Below are 13,978 nucleotides of genomic sequence, written 5' to 3'. Positions count from 1 at the left end.
TGTCCCGATCTCAGGAGGGCCTCGGCGCGCTGCGGCCGTCGCGGAGCGACGCGCGGGTGACTCCTGAGAACGGGACGTGCGGGACCGGGTGCTCAGAGGAGTTCGACGGCGTCGCGGTAGGCGTCGAGCGCGGGGTTGGTGGGGTCGAGTTCCGTGACGAGGAGGTCGATGTCCGCCAGAGCGAAGCCGACCGCCATCGCGCGCTGCCCCAGCTTCGAGGACGCGGCGACGAGGATCGTCTCGTCCGAGGAGCGGGCGAAGGCCTGCTTGACCTGCGCCTCCTCGAGGGTGACCTCCGAACTGCCGACGGTCGGGTCGATCGCGGCGGCCGACAGGAAGAAGCGCCGGTAGAGCACCGACGACGCCGCCTGGCAGGCGATGGGGCCGATGAAGCTGTCGGTGCGCGGCTCGGCCTGGCCGCCGACGAGGATGGCCGTGACCTCGCGGTTCGCGCCGGCGAGGAGGAAGTTCGGGTAGGAGTTGGTCGCCACCGTGAGCGTCGACTCGCCGAGCAGTCGACTGATGCCGCCGGCCGTGCTGGAGGCGTCGATCGCGATCGCGCCGTCCGTCGGGATGAGTGACCGGAGCTTCTCGACGATGGCACCCTTCTCGCGGACGCCCGTCGCGGACCGCTCGGTGAAGGTCCTCGGGCGCAGGGTCGGGATCGCCCCGCCCCGGACGCGCCGTACCAGGCCGAGCTGCTCGAGGTCGGCGAGGTCGCGTCGCACGGTCATCGAGGACACGTCGAGCTCCGCAGCCGCGTCGTCGAGGCGGATGCTGCCGTCGCGTTCGAGGATCGCGGTGAGCCGGGTCCGCCGTTCCTCGGCGCCGAGCGTGCCGGTCGTGGCCATGCCGCCCCCTGTCCTTCGGTGTCGGACGTGTCCGTTCGTGTCCGTGTGAACAGGATGTCACAGCGGGGGATGTCGAATGGTCCTCAACTCGGGAGCACCCCGGCGCGTCGCCGACATGATGTGGCGTGGCGTGCGCGGCGCGCCACGAGCGTCCTGAGGTACGGACGAGTCAAAAATATATGAGCTTCTGGAACTTCTAGACTGGCGCCATGGAAATCACACACGAACCACTCCTCGCCGGTCGCGCGGCGATCATCACCGGAGGCGCCCGTGGGCTCGGGCTCGCGATGGCCACGGCGCTCGCCGAAGCCGGCGCCCAGGTCGCCCTCCTCGACCGTTTGGAGTCGGTGGCCGATGCCGCGTCGGTCCTCGATGCGCAGGTCTCGCCCGCGGTGATCGGGCTCCCGGTCGACGTCACCGACGAGGGGTCCGTGAACGCCGCGCTCGACCACGTCGCGGATACCCTCGGGACGCCCGACATCCTCGTCAACAGTGCCGGGATGACGCACGGTGCCCGCGCGATCGACACCGAGGTGGCCGATTGGGACCGACTCTTCCGGGTGAACGTCACCGGGACCTTCCTCGTGTCCCGGCAGTTCGCGCGACGCTTCGTCGCCGACCGTCGCGACGCGGGTCACCTCGCGAGCATCGTGAACGTGTCCTCGATGTCCGCCTTCGCCGTGAACGTGCCGCAGACGCAGGCCGCATACAACGCCTCGAAGGCCGCCGTCTCCATGCTCACGAGCAGTCTCGCGATCGAGTGGTTGCCGCTGGGGATCCGGGTCAACGCCATCGCGCCGGGCTACTTCGCGAGCGACATGACGCGCGACTTCGTCGCCGCCAATCCGGACATGGCCGAGGACTGGGTGTCGCGGATCCCGGCCGGCCGGATGGGTGAGCCGGACGAGCTCGGCGACCTCGTCGTCTACCTAGCCGGAGAGCGCTCCTCCTACGTCGTCGGGCAGAGCTTCCGGATCGACGGCGGGTACACGCTCATCTGACGGGCGATGACGACGACGGCCCGGAGCGCATCGGTGGAATGCGCTCCGGGCCGCTGTCATGCTGGGCCGTTCGGACTCAGCGCTGGGGCACCGTCGGGATACTCCGCGTCGTCTCCGCCTTCGCCAGGGCGTCCTGGTCGACCCGCATCAGGAACGTCACCGCGAACCCGACGAGATAGGTGCAGGCGAGCGCGATGACGGTCGCCGTGGTGCCGAAGGACGTCCAGAGCAGGGTGACGAGCAGCGACCCCACGAACTGGGAGAGTCCGGCGGAGAGGTTGAGGAGTGCGACCGCGCCGCCGCGGTGGTTCGGCTCGAGCGCCGGCATGAGCGCCGACAGCGGGACGTAGGCCGCGACCGCGAACCCGAACATGACGACGGCGATCCCCGTGAGCCAGGGGTTCGGCCCGACGACGAGCGGGATGAAGTAGAGCAGGAGCGTGGACGCGAACATGCCGAGGCTCCCGAACCAGCGGACGGTGCGGATCCAGCCGATGCGGTCGCCGAGGATGCCCCAGAGGAGGTTCGTGAACACCGTCACGATGTAGACGAGCCCCCACAGCTGCAGCCAGGTGCCCTGCTCGAAGCCGATGTCGCGGACGAAGACGATCGGCAGCATGACGATGAATCCGTAGAGCGAGATCTGGTTGATGACGCGCTGGAGCATGCCGTAGGCGAGCTGGACGTTCCGGAACGGGAGGCCGAGTGTGGTCACGAGGGTCTCGCCCAGGCCGCGGAGTGTGCGGGGCTCGGAGGTCTCCGGTCCCTTGCCGCGCACGAGGACGCCCGCGAGCACGCCGCCCACGGCGATGAAGGCGATCGCGCCCCACATGGTCTCGACGGCTCCGAACGCCGGGATGGTGAAGCTCGGCAGATAGGACCCGAACACGCCGACGCCGACCGAGTACGAACACCAGAACCAGCCCATCGCGGACGAGAGCTTGTCCTGCGGGGCGGCGTAGGAGATCCACACGACGAATCCGAACACGAACAGCGGGTAGGCGACGGCACGGATGGCGTACATCACCAGCATCATCGCGAAGTCGTGCTGCATGATGCCGAAGTACACGAAGCCGGCGTGGAAGACGATCCACCCCGCGGCGGCGGCGATCATGACGCGCCGTGGTCCGAAGTACTCGGCCAGCACACCGGAGGCGAACGCGCCGATCGCGACGATCAGGCCGTAGACGGTGAAGAGCGAGCCCACCTGGTCGGTGCTGAAGCCCTCGCTGGTGACGAGGAAGTCCGAGAGGAACGCCTGCTCGAGTCCGTCGCCGGTCATGAAGAAGGCGATCGCGACGTATCCCCAGAGCAACGGGCCGGACAGGCCGAGGAAGGCCTTCGGTGGTCGGGTGCCGGGGGATTCGATGCTGGGTGCAGGTGTGCCGTTTGGTGAGGACATGCTCTCTCTCCATTGAGGTGGGACGCGACGATGGCGCGTGGAACCAGGGGGAAGTCTGAGCAGAAAATATATCAGAGTGTGGCCTGACCACATCCGTTCGCCTCTTTCTGGGCAAACGAGGTTTCGTTCGCCCGGAAATGGGCGAACGAATCGCTAGGGAACGGCGTCGATGAGCGTCTCGGCGGCGCGACGAGCGTGCAGCGCAGCCTCGGGGGAGCCCGTGATGGCGGCGGTTGTCTGGGCGCCCTCGGCGAGGATCGCGAGCTGGGGAGCGAGTGATGCCGGCGCGCCGGCGTCGGCGACGAGGTCGGCGACGTAGTCCTGGAAGGACGCCTTGTGTTCGCGGGTGATGGTGGCGACCACCGGTGAGACGCCCCCGAGCTCCCCGAAGGCGTTGATGAATCCGCAGCCGCGGAACGAGTCGTCACTGAACCAGCCGGCCAGGTAGTCGTAGATCGCGAGGAGGCGGTCTCGGGGTGTCTCGGCGTCGTCGACGAGCGTGCTGACGCCGGTGGTCCAGAGCTCATGCCGGCGCTCCATGACCGCGAGGACGATGTCCTCCTTGCTCGGGAACTCCGAGTACAGGCGCTTCAGTGACACGCCTGCCGCCGAGCGCAGCTCGTCCATGCCGACGGACTGGATGCCCTTCGCGTAGTACAGGCGGTCGGCGGCGTCGACGATGATGTCGCGCACGGAGGCCGGTGTCGCGGGTGCGCTCGCCGGGCTCGGCGACGCGATGGTCATCGTCTGTTCGCTGGTCATTCCATCAGTGTACTTGCATTGAGAACGATCGTTCCCTATGCTGATGGACACCGAAGAGAACGATCGTTCTCAATTCGGGGCGTGGAACCGGGCGACGAGCCCGGACGCCGAAGACGAAAGGAATCGAACCATGTCGTTCATCACCGTCGGAACCGAGAACAGCACCTCCGTGGAGCTCTACGTCGAGGATCACGGCAGCGGCCAGCCCGTCGTCCTCATCCACGGCTACCCCCTCGACGGCTCCTCGTGGGAGAAGCAGACCGCGGCGCTCCTCGACGCCGGCTACCGCGTCATCACCTACGACCGCCGCGGCTTCGGCAAGTCCTCCAAGCCCACCGAGGGCTACGACTACGACACCTTCGCCGCCGACCTCAAGGCCGTCGTCGACGGGCTCGACCTCCACGACGCGGTCCTGGTCGGCTTCTCGATGGGCACCGGCGAGGTCGGCCGCTACCTCGGCACCTACGGCTCGGAGCGCGTCGCGAAGGCCGTCTTCCTCGGATCGCTCGAGCCGTACCTGCTGCAGACCGATGACAACCCGACGGGCGTCCCGCAGGACGTGTTCGACGGGCTCCTCGCTGCCGTCACCGACGACCGCTACGCGTTCTTCACGAGCTTCTTCGAGAACTTCTTCAACACGGACGAGAACCTCGGCTCGCGCCTGAGCGAGGAGGCGCTGCGGGCCAACACGCAGCTCGCCTACAACGCGTCGCCGTACGCGTCGGTCGCGGCGCAGCCGACCTGGCTGACCGACTTCCGGGCCGACGTCGCGAAGATCGACGTCCCGTCGCTCATCGTCCACGGCACCGGCGACCGCGTCCTGCCGATCGACTCCACCGGTCGCGTGTTCGCGAAGGCGCTGCCCTCCGCCGAGTACGTCGAGATCGAGGGCGCGCCGCACGGCATGCTCTGGACCCACTACCGCGAGGTCAACGAGCAACTGCTCGCCTTCCTTGCGAAGTAGTCAGCTCGGTCGGTTCGCAATTCAGGTCCGTCCCGGCGCGTCGGCGAACTCGGCCGGCGCGCCCGTGGTGACACGCCGCGCGCGTCCTGAGTTGTGAACGTCCGGATGTGGATGAAGCCCCGCGACCGGGTCGGTCGCGGGGCTTCCTCGTGCTCGGGTGTGCCTAAGCGCCCCAGCTCGCCTGCGTCCCGCCGACGCGCTCCTCGGCGATGTGCTGCTGGTAGCCCGAGGCCAGGTAGGCGCCGAACGGGTCGGCGGGCAGGCCGCGGCTCTCGCGCCAGGCGGCGAGCGGCCCGCGGACGTCGGTGTAGAACGCGTCCATGAGGATGCCGTTCGCGCCGAGCACGTCGCCGGCCTCCTGTGCCGCCGTCAGTGCGTCGCGGTCGACGAGCAGTGCGCGCGCGGTCATCTCCTGCACGTTCAGCACCGAGCGGATCTGACCGGGGATCTTGTCCTCCACGTTGTGGCACTGGTCGAGCATGAACGCGACCGGCGAGTCGTCGTCGAGGCCGCCGCCGCGGACGACCTCGTAGAGGATCCGGAACAGCTGGAACGGGTCGGCTGCACCGACGATGAGGTCGTCGTCGGCGTAGAAGCGCGAGTTGAAGTCGAACGATCCGAGCTTCCCGAGACGCAGGAGCTGGGCGACGATGAACTCGATGTTCGTGCCAGGCGCGTGGTGGCCGGTGTCGAGGCAGACGAGGGCCTGGTCGCCGAGCTGGGCCACCTGGGCGTAGGACGTTCCCCAGTCGGGGACGTCGGTGTGATAGAACGCCGGCTCGAAGAACTTGTACTCGAGCACGAGTCGCTGCTCCTCGCCGAGGCGGGCGTAGATCTGCTGGAGCGAGTCGGCCAGGCGGTCCTGCCGGCCGCGGATGTCCTGCTGGCCCGGGTAGTTGCTGCCGTCGGCGAGCCAGATCTTGAGGTCCTGCGAGCCGGTCGCGTGCATGACGTCGATGCAGGCGAAGTGGTGGTCGATCGCCTTCTGACGGATCACCGGGTTGCTGTGGGTCAGGCTGCCGAACTTGTAGTCCTCGTCCTGGAAGGTGTTCGAGTTGATCGTGCCGAGCGCGACGCCGTGGTCCTCGGCGTAGCGACGGAGCGCGCTGAAGTCGTCCACGAGGTCCCACGGGATGTGGAGTGCGACCTTCGGCGCGAGGGCGGTGAACTCGTGCACCTTGGCGGCGTCGGCGATCTTCTCCTCGGGCGTCCGCGGGGTGCCGGGCGTCGTGAACACCTTGAAGCGGGTGCCGGAGTTGCCGAACGCCCAGGAGGGGAGTTCGATGGCCTGCTTCTCGAGCAGGGGGGTGATGGTGTCGAAACTGGTCATGGTCACTTCTCTGTGCGTGTTCCGGTGGTCTTGGGCGCGTTCACGGCGCTGACTGCAGCATACGTGAATCGTTTCAATGATGCTACTCGTGCAAGGCGGCGAGCTGGTCCTCGAGGTGGAACACCTCGGTGAGCCGGAGGAAGCCCTGGTCGGGCGGGAGGTCGAGGTCGACGAAGAACTCACCCATCTCGGCCTGCCAGCGCGCGTTGACCTCGGTCTCGGCCATGCCGGCCTGGGCCGCTTCAAGGGAGGCCGTCTCGAAGTACCCGATGAGGAGGCCGTCGTCGCGGATGAAGAGCGAGTAGTTGTGCCAGCCGGTGTCGGCGAGGGCCCGCAGCATGTCCGGCCAGACGGCGGCATGGCGTTCGCGGTACTCCGCGAGGCGCTCGGGTTTGACCTGGAGCTGGAAGCACACGCGGTGCAGGGGTCGGGCACTCGTCATCGAGGCGCACCTTTCGGTTCGGTTCACGGACACTCTGAATCGATTCAGAGGATCGCAAGCAGCGTATCCGGGCGATCGGCCGCGGGTCAACGCACCGGCTGACCGGACGTCTGAAGATCTGGACAGGGTGCCTCGACCGTTCGGCGGTCAGGGCGCGCCCGTCGTCCGCGACGATCACCCCTGGACACCTCGGAGCCAACTCCCTAGCGTGGAACGCATGGCTGCCGATGATGCGCCACCCGATGCACCCACGATCGACGGTTCCGACGGTTCGGAGGAGACGACCGTCGCCTCGGAGAGCCCGCACTGGCGTCGCGACGTCGCGGTGTTCCTGTCCGGCCAGACGGTCTCGCTGTTCGGCTCGATGCTCGTGCAGTACGCGATCATGTGGCACCTCACACTCGAGACGAAGTCCGGTGTGGTGCTCGCGTTCGCCGCCGTCGCGGGATTCCTGCCGCAGGCGATCGTGTCGATCTTCGGCGGGGTGTGGGCCGACCGCATGAACCGCAAGCTGCTCATCATCGCGGCCGACGGCTCGATCGCCATCACGACCCTCGCGCTCGCGATCTTCCTCATCAACGGCGCCGCCGAGCTCTGGCTCATCTTCCTCACGCTCGCGATCCGCTCGGTCGGCGCGGGTATCCAGATGCCGGCGGTGTCGGCGCTCATCCCGCAGATCACGCCGACCGACAAGCTCATGCGGGTCAACGGCATCAACGGATCCATCCAGTCGGCCATGATGCTCGTCGCGCCGGCTGCAGCCGGCGCGCTGTACGCGAGCGCGTCGCTCGTCGCGATCTTCTTCGTCGACGTCGTCACGGCCGCCATCGGGATCGGGTTGCTGCTGCTCGTGCCGGTGCGCACACTCGTGCGCTCGGGCGAGCGTCCCGGCTATTTCGCCGACCTCACCGAGGGTGTGCGCTACGTCTGGCACCACGGCTTCGTGCGCTGGTTGCTCATCCTCTTCGCGATCGTGTTCCTGCTGGTCGTCGCGCCGTCCTACCTCACGCCGCTCATGATCGCCCGCTCCTTCGGTGACGAGGTGTGGATGCTGACCGTGAACGAACTCGCCTTCAGCATCGGCATGGTCGGCGGGGGAGCGATCATCGCGATCTGGGGCGGCACCAGGAACCGCGTGCTCCTCATCGTCGGGTCCTCGGTGGTGTTCGGGGCGCTGTCCATCGGGCTCGGACTCTCGACGAACCTCTGGGTCTTCTTCGGCTTCATGTTCCTGCTCGGGCTCGCGGTGCCGTTCTTCTCGACGACGTCGATGACCCTGCTGCAGGAGCGCGTCCAACCGGAGCGGCAGGGTCGCGTGTTCGGGTTCGTCGGCATCGTCATGGCGGTGTCGATGCCGCTCGGGATGATCGTGTTCGGGCCGCTCGCCGACGTCGTCTCCGTCGAACTGCTCCTCGTCGTCGCCGGGGTGCTCACCTTCGTGGTGCTCGCCGTCGCCGTGCTCGTACCGTCCGGTCGACGGGCGATGGCCGAGGTGACGAAGCAGCAGTGACCGCCCCGATCCATCGTCGGATCAAGGAAGCTGCGCCGAGTAGCCCTCGCGGAAGGTGGGGTAGCGGTAGGTGAACCCGGTGTCGCGGAGGGCGGCCGCCGTGATGCGCTTGCCGCGATGATGTTCGTCCGGCGTGCGTCCGGCGTCGTCGAGCGTCGGGGGAGCGACGCCGAGTCGATCGGCGAGGAAGTCGGCGACCGTCGACAGCAGGACCGGCTCCTCGTCGATGCCCGCCACGACCGGCGGGAGCGATGCCGCCGGCAGGTCGAGCAGGTGCACGATCACGGCAGCGGCGTCGTCGCGGTGGATGCGATTGGTCCAGCCGGAGGGCCGGGTGACACGGCCGTCGCGGACCTGGTCGACGAACATTGTGGCGGTCGGACCGTAGAGGCCGCCGAAGCGGATGGTGCTCGCCTCGGGCACGGTGGCGAGGACTGACTCCTCAGCCGCGAGCAGGGCGCGTGCGGTGCCAGTGGTCGGGACGGCCGGCGTGGTGTCGTCGATCGTCTCCCCGCCGTCCTCGCCCCACACCGCGGTCGACGAGACGAACAGGATGCGAGGCGGGGTGCCGGGCAGTGCGGCTACGGCTGCGAGGAGGTGCCCGACACCGTCGCGGTAGAGGGCGTCATAGGCCTCGACCGAGCGTGCCCGGGGCGCAAGGGCCACGACGATCGCCGTCGTGTCCGCAGGAAGGTCGGGGACGGAGGTCGTGAGGTCGCGGAGCTGGAGCGTGAAGCGCCCCTCGACCGAACCGGGCGCTGGGTTCGGCTCGGGGGCCGGGTTCGACTCGGGAGCCGTGCGCTTCACGCCGACGACGTCGTCACCACGGGCGAGGAGCCTCCCGGCGACGTCCGAGCCGAGCTGTCCGAGTCCCACGATCACGACGGTCATCGCTCCACCGTACCCGGCGCCAGGGGTGAGAATGGTGGGATGAGTGCTGCGGGGGAGTTCATGGACGCGGCGCTCCAATACGAGGGCGAGGGCTATCGCGCAGCGGACGTGGCCGAGCGGCTGGGCGACGGACTTCAGTCCTACGGGTCCTCGGTCGGTGCGGTCCGCGGCACCGTGCGGGACGCGCTCCGGAAGTTCCGCGGACTGGAGCACGACGAGCTGGCGGCCCTCGCCTCGGAGCTGTGGGCCGTGCCGGTCTTCGAGCGCCGGCTCGCCGCGATCGTCCTGCTGCAGTCGAGCGTCCCCGTGCTCAAACACACCGATCTGACGAGGATCGAAGGCTTCGTCCGCGCCGGTCGGGTGCCCGAGCTCGCCGACCCGCTGGCCACCGACGTCATCGGACCGCTCCTGGAGCGCCTCGACGGGACGCCCCGGACCAAGGCCGAGAGCGTCCTCGACCGCTGGATGCAGGACGAGCCGTGGTTGCGACGTGCGGCGCTGCTCGCCCCGATCCGCGAGCTCGGTGCGGGTGGCGGCGATGTCGATCGCGCCACCCGTCGGCTGGCCGTCGCCCTGAACGGCTTGCAGCGGCCGGCGCCGATCGCCGTGGTGGAGCCCGCGATGGAGCGTCTTCGCGCCGTGCTCTGATCCGTCCTGTCGCGAGGTCCGCGTTCGACTCAGAGACCGACGGCGCCTCACACCTGGCGGAAGTCGATCCCCAGCAGGCTCGCCGCAGCCCGGTAGTCCGCCGCCCGGTGCCCGAGCGATAGCGACCAGTGGTGCCCGATACCGGTCGCGCTCCACTCGTCCACCCAGACACCCGGGTCGCGCCCGAAGTCGACGCGGCTCGTCGTGTTGCCGATCGCGAGCAGCGGGCCCGGGACGACCTCGCCCTCCGAAGCGACGAAGGCGAGTGATCCGTCGCGGTCCTGCCCCAGCCCCAGCAGTGTGACGGGCCCGTGGCGCACGTCGAACTCGACGCTCACGCCCCAGCCGCGCTTGCCGTGGTAGACCCCGAGGCCGCGCAGCAGCGGGTCGCGGGAGCTGACGGCGAGGTGCGCCGGTCCGTCGTGTCCCATCTCGACGACTCCGTCCTCGAAGTCCAGCGCCTGGATCTCGCAGAACGACCCACCGGCGCCGACGACCTGGGTCGCGAGCTGCGCAACCGTCGTCCGCAGCTCGTACTCGCCGGTCGTGGGGACACCGCGAGCGGTGAGGAGGGACGCGCCGAGGATCATGCCGGCCCCGAGTCGCTCGTGCTGTTCGCCGTCGCGACCCCGGTGGTAGTAGGCGAGGCTGTCGAGCGCGAACTCGTCGACGAGCCGGTCGAGCCCGACCGACACCTTCGCTCCCCACGCGAAGTCGTCCTCGACCACCGTGTCGTCGAGGGTGAAGACCTCCCTGGCGAGGGCCATGCGGTCGGCGACCTCGGCATCGGTCACCTCGTCGACGAGGACCCGGAGGTCGTCGAACTCCACGACCTCGACGTGCGAGCCGAAGGTGGTCGGCAGCAGGGTGAGGTCGGTGGAGACGTCGAGCATGCCGGGGTAGACGTGTCCCATGAGGCCGTGGCGGGCGTGACGGAGGGCTGCGCGGACGTGCGCCGCCCGGATCCACTGCGAGATGCGGTCCCACGCCGACTCCTGACGCAGCCATCCCGACACCGAGCGGAACGGGATGCCGGCGCGACGGAAGACGTTGCCGACCTCGGGCACGGGGCACTGCCCGCAGTAGGCGAGCCAGGCGCCGGTGTCGAAGCTCGCGTGGTCCATCCGCTCGGTCGGCTGCAGGTCGATGACGAGGACCGGGGTGTTCGCGCGCTGGGCGATCGGCAGGACCATCGAGGAGGTGAGGTAGGTGGTGAGGAACAGGACGATGAGGTCGCAGTCCCCCTGTCGGAGCTGTTCCGCCGCGGCGTCGCCCTCCTGCGCGTCCGAGATGAAGCCGACGTCGACGACCTCGGCGTCCATCTGCTGGAAGCGTTCCGAGACGTACCGGGCCGATTCCTGGAGCTGGGGGAGCAGCTCCGGGAACTGCGGCCAGTAGGTACCGAGGCCGCCGGCGACGAGGCCGATGCGGGGCTTCCGCCGTGCCTTCGGAGTGAGGAGCGGGTGGACGGCTGCTGCGGTGTGGGTCATCGTCGATCCTTGGATGGGTGCGGGTACGGGAGTATTTAATCGATTAAATACTGGTGACGACTGTACCCGGGCGTCACCGCCGCGTCCAGCCTCGCCGCTGCTCAGGCAGGGATCGGAGCGGACTCGCGGACGACGAGATGCGGCTCGAGCGTCCGCGTGACATGCTCGTGTGCCGCGCGGTCGGCGCCCAGCTCGGCCAGGAGGATCTCGACGGCCATGCGCCCGAGCTCGTCCTTCGGCTGCTCGACCGTGGTGAGCGGCACCCGCCCGTCGGCCGCGAGCGCGAGATCGCCGTAGCCGACCACCGACACCTCGTCGGGCACCGCGAGACCACCGTCGTTCAACCCCCTGATGACGCCGAGCGCGAGCTGGTCGTTCGTGCAGAACACGCCGGTCGGACGCGGTGTCTCTGCCGCGATCCGACGGCCCGCGATGCGCCCCGAGTCGACGGTCATCTCGTCAACGGTGACCTCGCGGAGGTCATCGGGGTCGAGACCGGCCGCGACGAACGCGTTCCGGGCACCCTCGCGTCGATCGGCGCACTGCGGGATCGCCAGGTCGCCGTTCACGAGCACGATCGACCCGTCGGCGAGGGCGGGAGCATCGCGTCCGGCGGACACTCGGGCGGGATCGGCGAGCAGGTGCGCGACCGCGAGCTCCCCGCCGTGCACGTCGTCGATCGCGACGGAGCAGCCGGTGCCCTCGGGAGCGGTGCGGTCCATGAGCACGAGGCGGCTGCCGACCCGTCGCAGCTGGGCCAGCCGGGAGGCGTCGGCCGTCAACGGAGCGACGAGTGCGCCGGCAGCCCGGTGCTCGGCGAGCATCTCGAAGTGCCGGAGCTCGAGGTCCGGGTCGTCATGGCTCACGCAGAGCGCGACCGTGTAGCCGTGCTCGGCCGCGGCCTCGGTGACCCCGCGGGCGATCGTCGAGTAGAACGGGTTCGCGATGTCGGGGATGACGAGGCCGATGAGCCGGTTCGTGCCCTGCCGCAGGGTGGCGGCGGCGCGGTTGGGGACGAAGTCGAGTTCCTCGATCGCGGCGAGGACGCGCTCGCGCGTTGCGGGGGCGACGATCTCGGGGCGGTTGAGCGTGTTGGAGACGGTCGCGTTCGAGACACCGGCGAGTCTGGCGACGGCGGCGAACCCGATGTCGTGCTTCGCCATGCTGCCCTCCGATTCCACTCCGAGCGTACCCGGCGCGACCCTCGTCCCGTTCTCAGGACTCCTCCGGTGTGGTGGGACGATCTCCACCCGACACGCCGCGGAAGTCCTGAGAACGGTCCGGAGGCGACCGCTACGGGAGGGTGTGGCCAGCGGCGGTGAAGAGGCGGTACCACTCCTCTCGCGACAGGGTCACGTCGGAACCTGCGGCCGCTTCCTCGACGCGCGACGGCTTGGTGGTGCCGAGCACGACCTGGATGTTCGCGGGGTGCCGGGTGATCCACGCGGTCGCGATGCCGGACGGCGTCACGCCGTGTGCGGCTGCGAGCTCGTCGAGCACGTCGTTCAGCTCCGCGTAGTGCTCGCGGTCGCCGATGAAGACTCCCGTGAAGAAGCCTGCCTGGAACGGTGACCACGCCTGCAGGGTCATGCCGGTCAGGCGGCTGTAGTCGAGCATCCCGTTGTCGCGGTCGATCGACTGGTCGAGGCCCGCCATGTTCGCGGCGACGCCCGACGCGATGATCGGGGCGTGGGTGATGCTCAGCTGCACCTGGTTGACGATGAGCGGCTGCTCGACGGAGCCCTTCAGCAGCTCGACCTGCGCCGGCGTGTGGTTGGAGACGCCGAAGTTCCGGACCTTGCCCGAGGTCTGCAGGGCGTCGAACGCCGAAGCGACCTCCTCCGGCTCGACGAGGCTGTCGGGGCGGTGCAGGAGCAGGAGGTCGAGGTAGTCCGTCTTGAGGGCGGCGAGCGACTCGTCGACGGTGCGGAGGATGTGCTCCTCCGAGAAGTCGAAGAAGCCCGGGCGGATGCCGACCTTCGACTGGATGAGCACCTGCTCGCGCTCGGCGGCGGTGAGGGTGACGGCGTCGCCGAAGCGGCGCTCGCAGCCGTGACGCTCCGAGCCGTAGATGTCGGCGTGGTCGAACACGGTGACGCCGGCGTCTCGTGCGGTGTGGAAGAGGGTGCGGATCGCCTCGTCGTCGAGGGGCTCGATGCGCATGAGGCCGAGGACGATGCTGGACGCGGTCAGGTCGGTCTGGGGCAGGGGGATGGTCTTCATCCGACCATCCTGGCCGAACCCACCGATGGTCTGCCTAGGATTGACGACATGTTCGTGTTGTCGTTGCTGCTCATCGTCCTCACGATCATCGCGCTCATCGACGTGGTGGGTCAGCCCGAGCCCGTCGTACGCAACCTGCCCAAGATTGTGTGGGTACTGCTCATCGTCTTCATCCCGCTCATCGGCGTCGGACTGTGGTTCCTGCTCGGCAAGGACTGGTCGAACAGCCGCATCAGGTTCCCCGGGCGTCGGCCGCGCAGTGCGTCCCGTTCGAGCGGCTCCTGGGGTCCCGCGGCATCCTTGTCACCCTCGCCGTCCCAGCCCGACCGCGCGGTCAGCAGCACCGAGGAGCAGCTCGCGGCCCTCGAACGCGAGATCCAGGCCGCGGAGGACGCCGAGCGCATCCGCAAGCTGGAAGCCGAGCTCGCGCGGGACGACGACCGTCGCGACGAGCCCCGCTGACC

General features: G+C 69.0%; 14 protein-coding genes. 5 read left to right on the top strand and 9 right to left on the bottom strand.

Annotation, left to right across the window (positions count from 1 at the left end):
* Positions 1 to 92 precede the first annotated feature (92 nt).
* Complete coding sequence (locus tag RWN05_RS07530; RefSeq protein WP_314139137.1) at positions 93 to 851, bottom strand: DeoR/GlpR family DNA-binding transcription regulator; 759 nt, start codon at positions 849 to 851, stop codon at positions 93 to 95.
* Positions 852 to 1,060: 209 nt separating this feature from the next.
* Here RWN05_RS07530 and RWN05_RS07525 point away from each other — a divergent pair, with 209 nt between their 5' ends.
* Positions 1,061 to 1,852 (top strand): SDR family oxidoreductase, encoded by a 792-nt coding sequence (locus RWN05_RS07525; protein WP_314139136.1) that lies wholly within the window; start codon positions 1,061 to 1,063, stop codon positions 1,850 to 1,852.
* Positions 1,853 to 1,928: 76 nt separating this feature from the next.
* Here RWN05_RS07525 and RWN05_RS07520 read toward each other — a convergent pair whose 3' ends face one another.
* Both RWN05_RS07520 and RWN05_RS07515 read right to left on the bottom strand, forming a co-directional pair.
* A complete protein-coding gene (locus RWN05_RS07520; RefSeq protein WP_314139135.1) occupies positions 1,929 to 3,254 on the bottom strand; it encodes an MFS transporter in 1,326 nt (441 codons plus the stop codon).
* A gap of 153 nt (positions 3,255 to 3,407) precedes the next feature.
* A complete protein-coding gene (locus RWN05_RS07515) occupies positions 3,408 to 3,998 on the bottom strand; it encodes a TetR/AcrR family transcriptional regulator (protein ID WP_314139182.1) in 591 nt (196 codons plus the stop codon).
* Positions 3,999 to 4,146: 148 nt separating this feature from the next.
* Between RWN05_RS07515 and RWN05_RS07510 the strand changes: the two genes are divergently transcribed.
* Positions 4,147 to 4,980, top strand: a complete 834-nt coding sequence (locus RWN05_RS07510; RefSeq protein WP_064294873.1) for an alpha/beta fold hydrolase — start codon at positions 4,147 to 4,149, stop codon at positions 4,978 to 4,980.
* A gap of 163 nt (positions 4,981 to 5,143) precedes the next feature.
* On the opposite strand, the gene rhaI is transcribed toward RWN05_RS07510, so the two are convergent.
* Positions 5,144 to 6,310 carry an L-rhamnose isomerase gene (rhaI, locus tag RWN05_RS07505; RefSeq protein WP_175118044.1) on the bottom strand — a complete coding sequence of 389 codons (1,167 nt, stop codon included), beginning with the start codon at positions 6,308 to 6,310 and terminating at the stop codon, positions 5,144 to 5,146.
* An 82-nt stretch (positions 6,311 to 6,392) separates the two neighbouring features.
* The gene (locus tag RWN05_RS07500) at positions 6,393 to 6,752 is read right to left on the bottom strand and encodes an L-rhamnose mutarotase (RefSeq protein WP_314139134.1); all 360 of its coding nucleotides are present in this window, start codon (positions 6,750 to 6,752) and stop codon (positions 6,393 to 6,395) included.
* Positions 6,753 to 6,969: 217 nt separating this feature from the next.
* Here RWN05_RS07500 and RWN05_RS07495 point away from each other — a divergent pair, with 217 nt between their 5' ends.
* Positions 6,970 to 8,262: an MFS transporter gene (locus RWN05_RS07495; protein ID WP_314139132.1), complete on the top strand. Its 1,293-nt coding sequence runs from the start codon at positions 6,970 to 6,972 to the stop codon at positions 8,260 to 8,262.
* 21 nt (positions 8,263 to 8,283) lie between these two features.
* Here RWN05_RS07495 and RWN05_RS07490 read toward each other — a convergent pair whose 3' ends face one another.
* The gene (locus RWN05_RS07490) at positions 8,284 to 9,153 is read right to left on the bottom strand and encodes an NAD-dependent epimerase/dehydratase family protein (protein WP_314139130.1); all 870 of its coding nucleotides are present in this window, start codon (positions 9,151 to 9,153) and stop codon (positions 8,284 to 8,286) included.
* A gap of 39 nt (positions 9,154 to 9,192) precedes the next feature.
* Here RWN05_RS07490 and RWN05_RS07485 point away from each other — a divergent pair, with 39 nt between their 5' ends.
* Complete coding sequence (locus tag RWN05_RS07485) at positions 9,193 to 9,801, top strand: DNA alkylation repair protein (RefSeq protein WP_314139129.1); 609 nt, start codon at positions 9,193 to 9,195, stop codon at positions 9,799 to 9,801.
* A 47-nt stretch (positions 9,802 to 9,848) separates the two neighbouring features.
* Here RWN05_RS07485 and RWN05_RS07480 read toward each other — a convergent pair whose 3' ends face one another.
* The 3 genes from RWN05_RS07480 to RWN05_RS07470 form a co-directional block, all read right to left on the bottom strand.
* On the bottom strand, positions 9,849 to 11,291 hold the full coding sequence (locus tag RWN05_RS07480) for an L-fucose/L-arabinose isomerase family protein (RefSeq protein ID WP_314139127.1): 1,443 nt from the start codon (positions 11,289 to 11,291) through the stop codon (positions 9,849 to 9,851).
* Between the two features lie 101 nt (positions 11,292 to 11,392).
* Positions 11,393 to 12,454, bottom strand: a complete 1,062-nt coding sequence (locus RWN05_RS07475) for a LacI family DNA-binding transcriptional regulator (RefSeq protein ID WP_314139126.1) — start codon at positions 12,452 to 12,454, stop codon at positions 11,393 to 11,395.
* 130 nt (positions 12,455 to 12,584) lie between these two features.
* Complete coding sequence (locus RWN05_RS07470; protein ID WP_314139125.1) at positions 12,585 to 13,514, bottom strand: aldo/keto reductase; 930 nt, start codon at positions 13,512 to 13,514, stop codon at positions 12,585 to 12,587.
* Between the two features lie 48 nt (positions 13,515 to 13,562).
* Between RWN05_RS07470 and RWN05_RS07465 the strand changes: the two genes are divergently transcribed.
* Positions 13,563 to 13,976: a PLD nuclease N-terminal domain-containing protein gene (locus RWN05_RS07465; RefSeq protein ID WP_314139123.1), complete on the top strand. Its 414-nt coding sequence runs from the start codon at positions 13,563 to 13,565 to the stop codon at positions 13,974 to 13,976.
* Positions 13,977 to 13,978: the final 2 nt, after the last annotated feature.

It is taken from the genome of uncultured Plantibacter sp. (assembly GCF_963518075.1).
GTDB classification, from domain to species: Bacteria; Actinomycetota; Actinomycetes; order Actinomycetales; family Microbacteriaceae; genus Plantibacter; species Plantibacter flavus_A.
Note: the sequence above shows the minus strand (reverse complement) of the source record. Positions and strands in the feature narration are given on the sequence as shown.

Excerpts from the sequence above, each read along its gene's own strand:
- RWN05_RS07470 (WP_314139125.1), bottom strand. The coding sequence starts at position 13,514 with ATGAAGACCATCCCCCTGCCCCAGACCGACCTGACCGCGTCCAGCATC.
- RWN05_RS07475 (WP_314139126.1), bottom strand. The coding sequence starts at position 12,454 with ATGGCGAAGCACGACATCGGGTTCGCCGCCGTCGCCAGACTCGCCGGT.
- RWN05_RS07520 (WP_314139135.1), bottom strand. The coding sequence starts at position 3,254 with ATGTCCTCACCAAACGGCACACCTGCACCCAGCATCGAATCCCCCGGC.
- RWN05_RS07525 (WP_314139136.1), top strand. The coding sequence starts at position 1,061 with ATGGAAATCACACACGAACCACTCCTCGCCGGTCGCGCGGCGATCATC.
- RWN05_RS07465 (WP_314139123.1), top strand. The coding sequence starts at position 13,563 with ATGTTCGTGTTGTCGTTGCTGCTCATCGTCCTCACGATCATCGCGCTC.
- rhaI (WP_175118044.1), bottom strand. The coding sequence starts at position 6,310 with ATGACCAGTTTCGACACCATCACCCCCCTGCTCGAGAAGCAGGCCATC.
- RWN05_RS07515 (WP_314139182.1), bottom strand. The coding sequence starts at position 3,998 with ATGACCATCGCGTCGCCGAGCCCGGCGAGCGCACCCGCGACACCGGCC.
- RWN05_RS07510 (WP_064294873.1), top strand. The coding sequence starts at position 4,147 with ATGTCGTTCATCACCGTCGGAACCGAGAACAGCACCTCCGTGGAGCTC.
- RWN05_RS07490 (WP_314139130.1), bottom strand. The coding sequence starts at position 9,153 with ATGACCGTCGTGATCGTGGGACTCGGACAGCTCGGCTCGGACGTCGCC.
- RWN05_RS07480 (WP_314139127.1), bottom strand. The coding sequence starts at position 11,291 with ATGACCCACACCGCAGCAGCCGTCCACCCGCTCCTCACTCCGAAGGCA.
- RWN05_RS07530 (WP_314139137.1), bottom strand. The coding sequence starts at position 851 with ATGGCCACGACCGGCACGCTCGGCGCCGAGGAACGGCGGACCCGGCTC.
- RWN05_RS07500 (WP_314139134.1), bottom strand. The coding sequence starts at position 6,752 with ATGACGAGTGCCCGACCCCTGCACCGCGTGTGCTTCCAGCTCCAGGTC.
- RWN05_RS07485 (WP_314139129.1), top strand. The coding sequence starts at position 9,193 with ATGAGTGCTGCGGGGGAGTTCATGGACGCGGCGCTCCAATACGAGGGC.
- RWN05_RS07495 (WP_314139132.1), top strand. The coding sequence starts at position 6,970 with ATGGCTGCCGATGATGCGCCACCCGATGCACCCACGATCGACGGTTCC.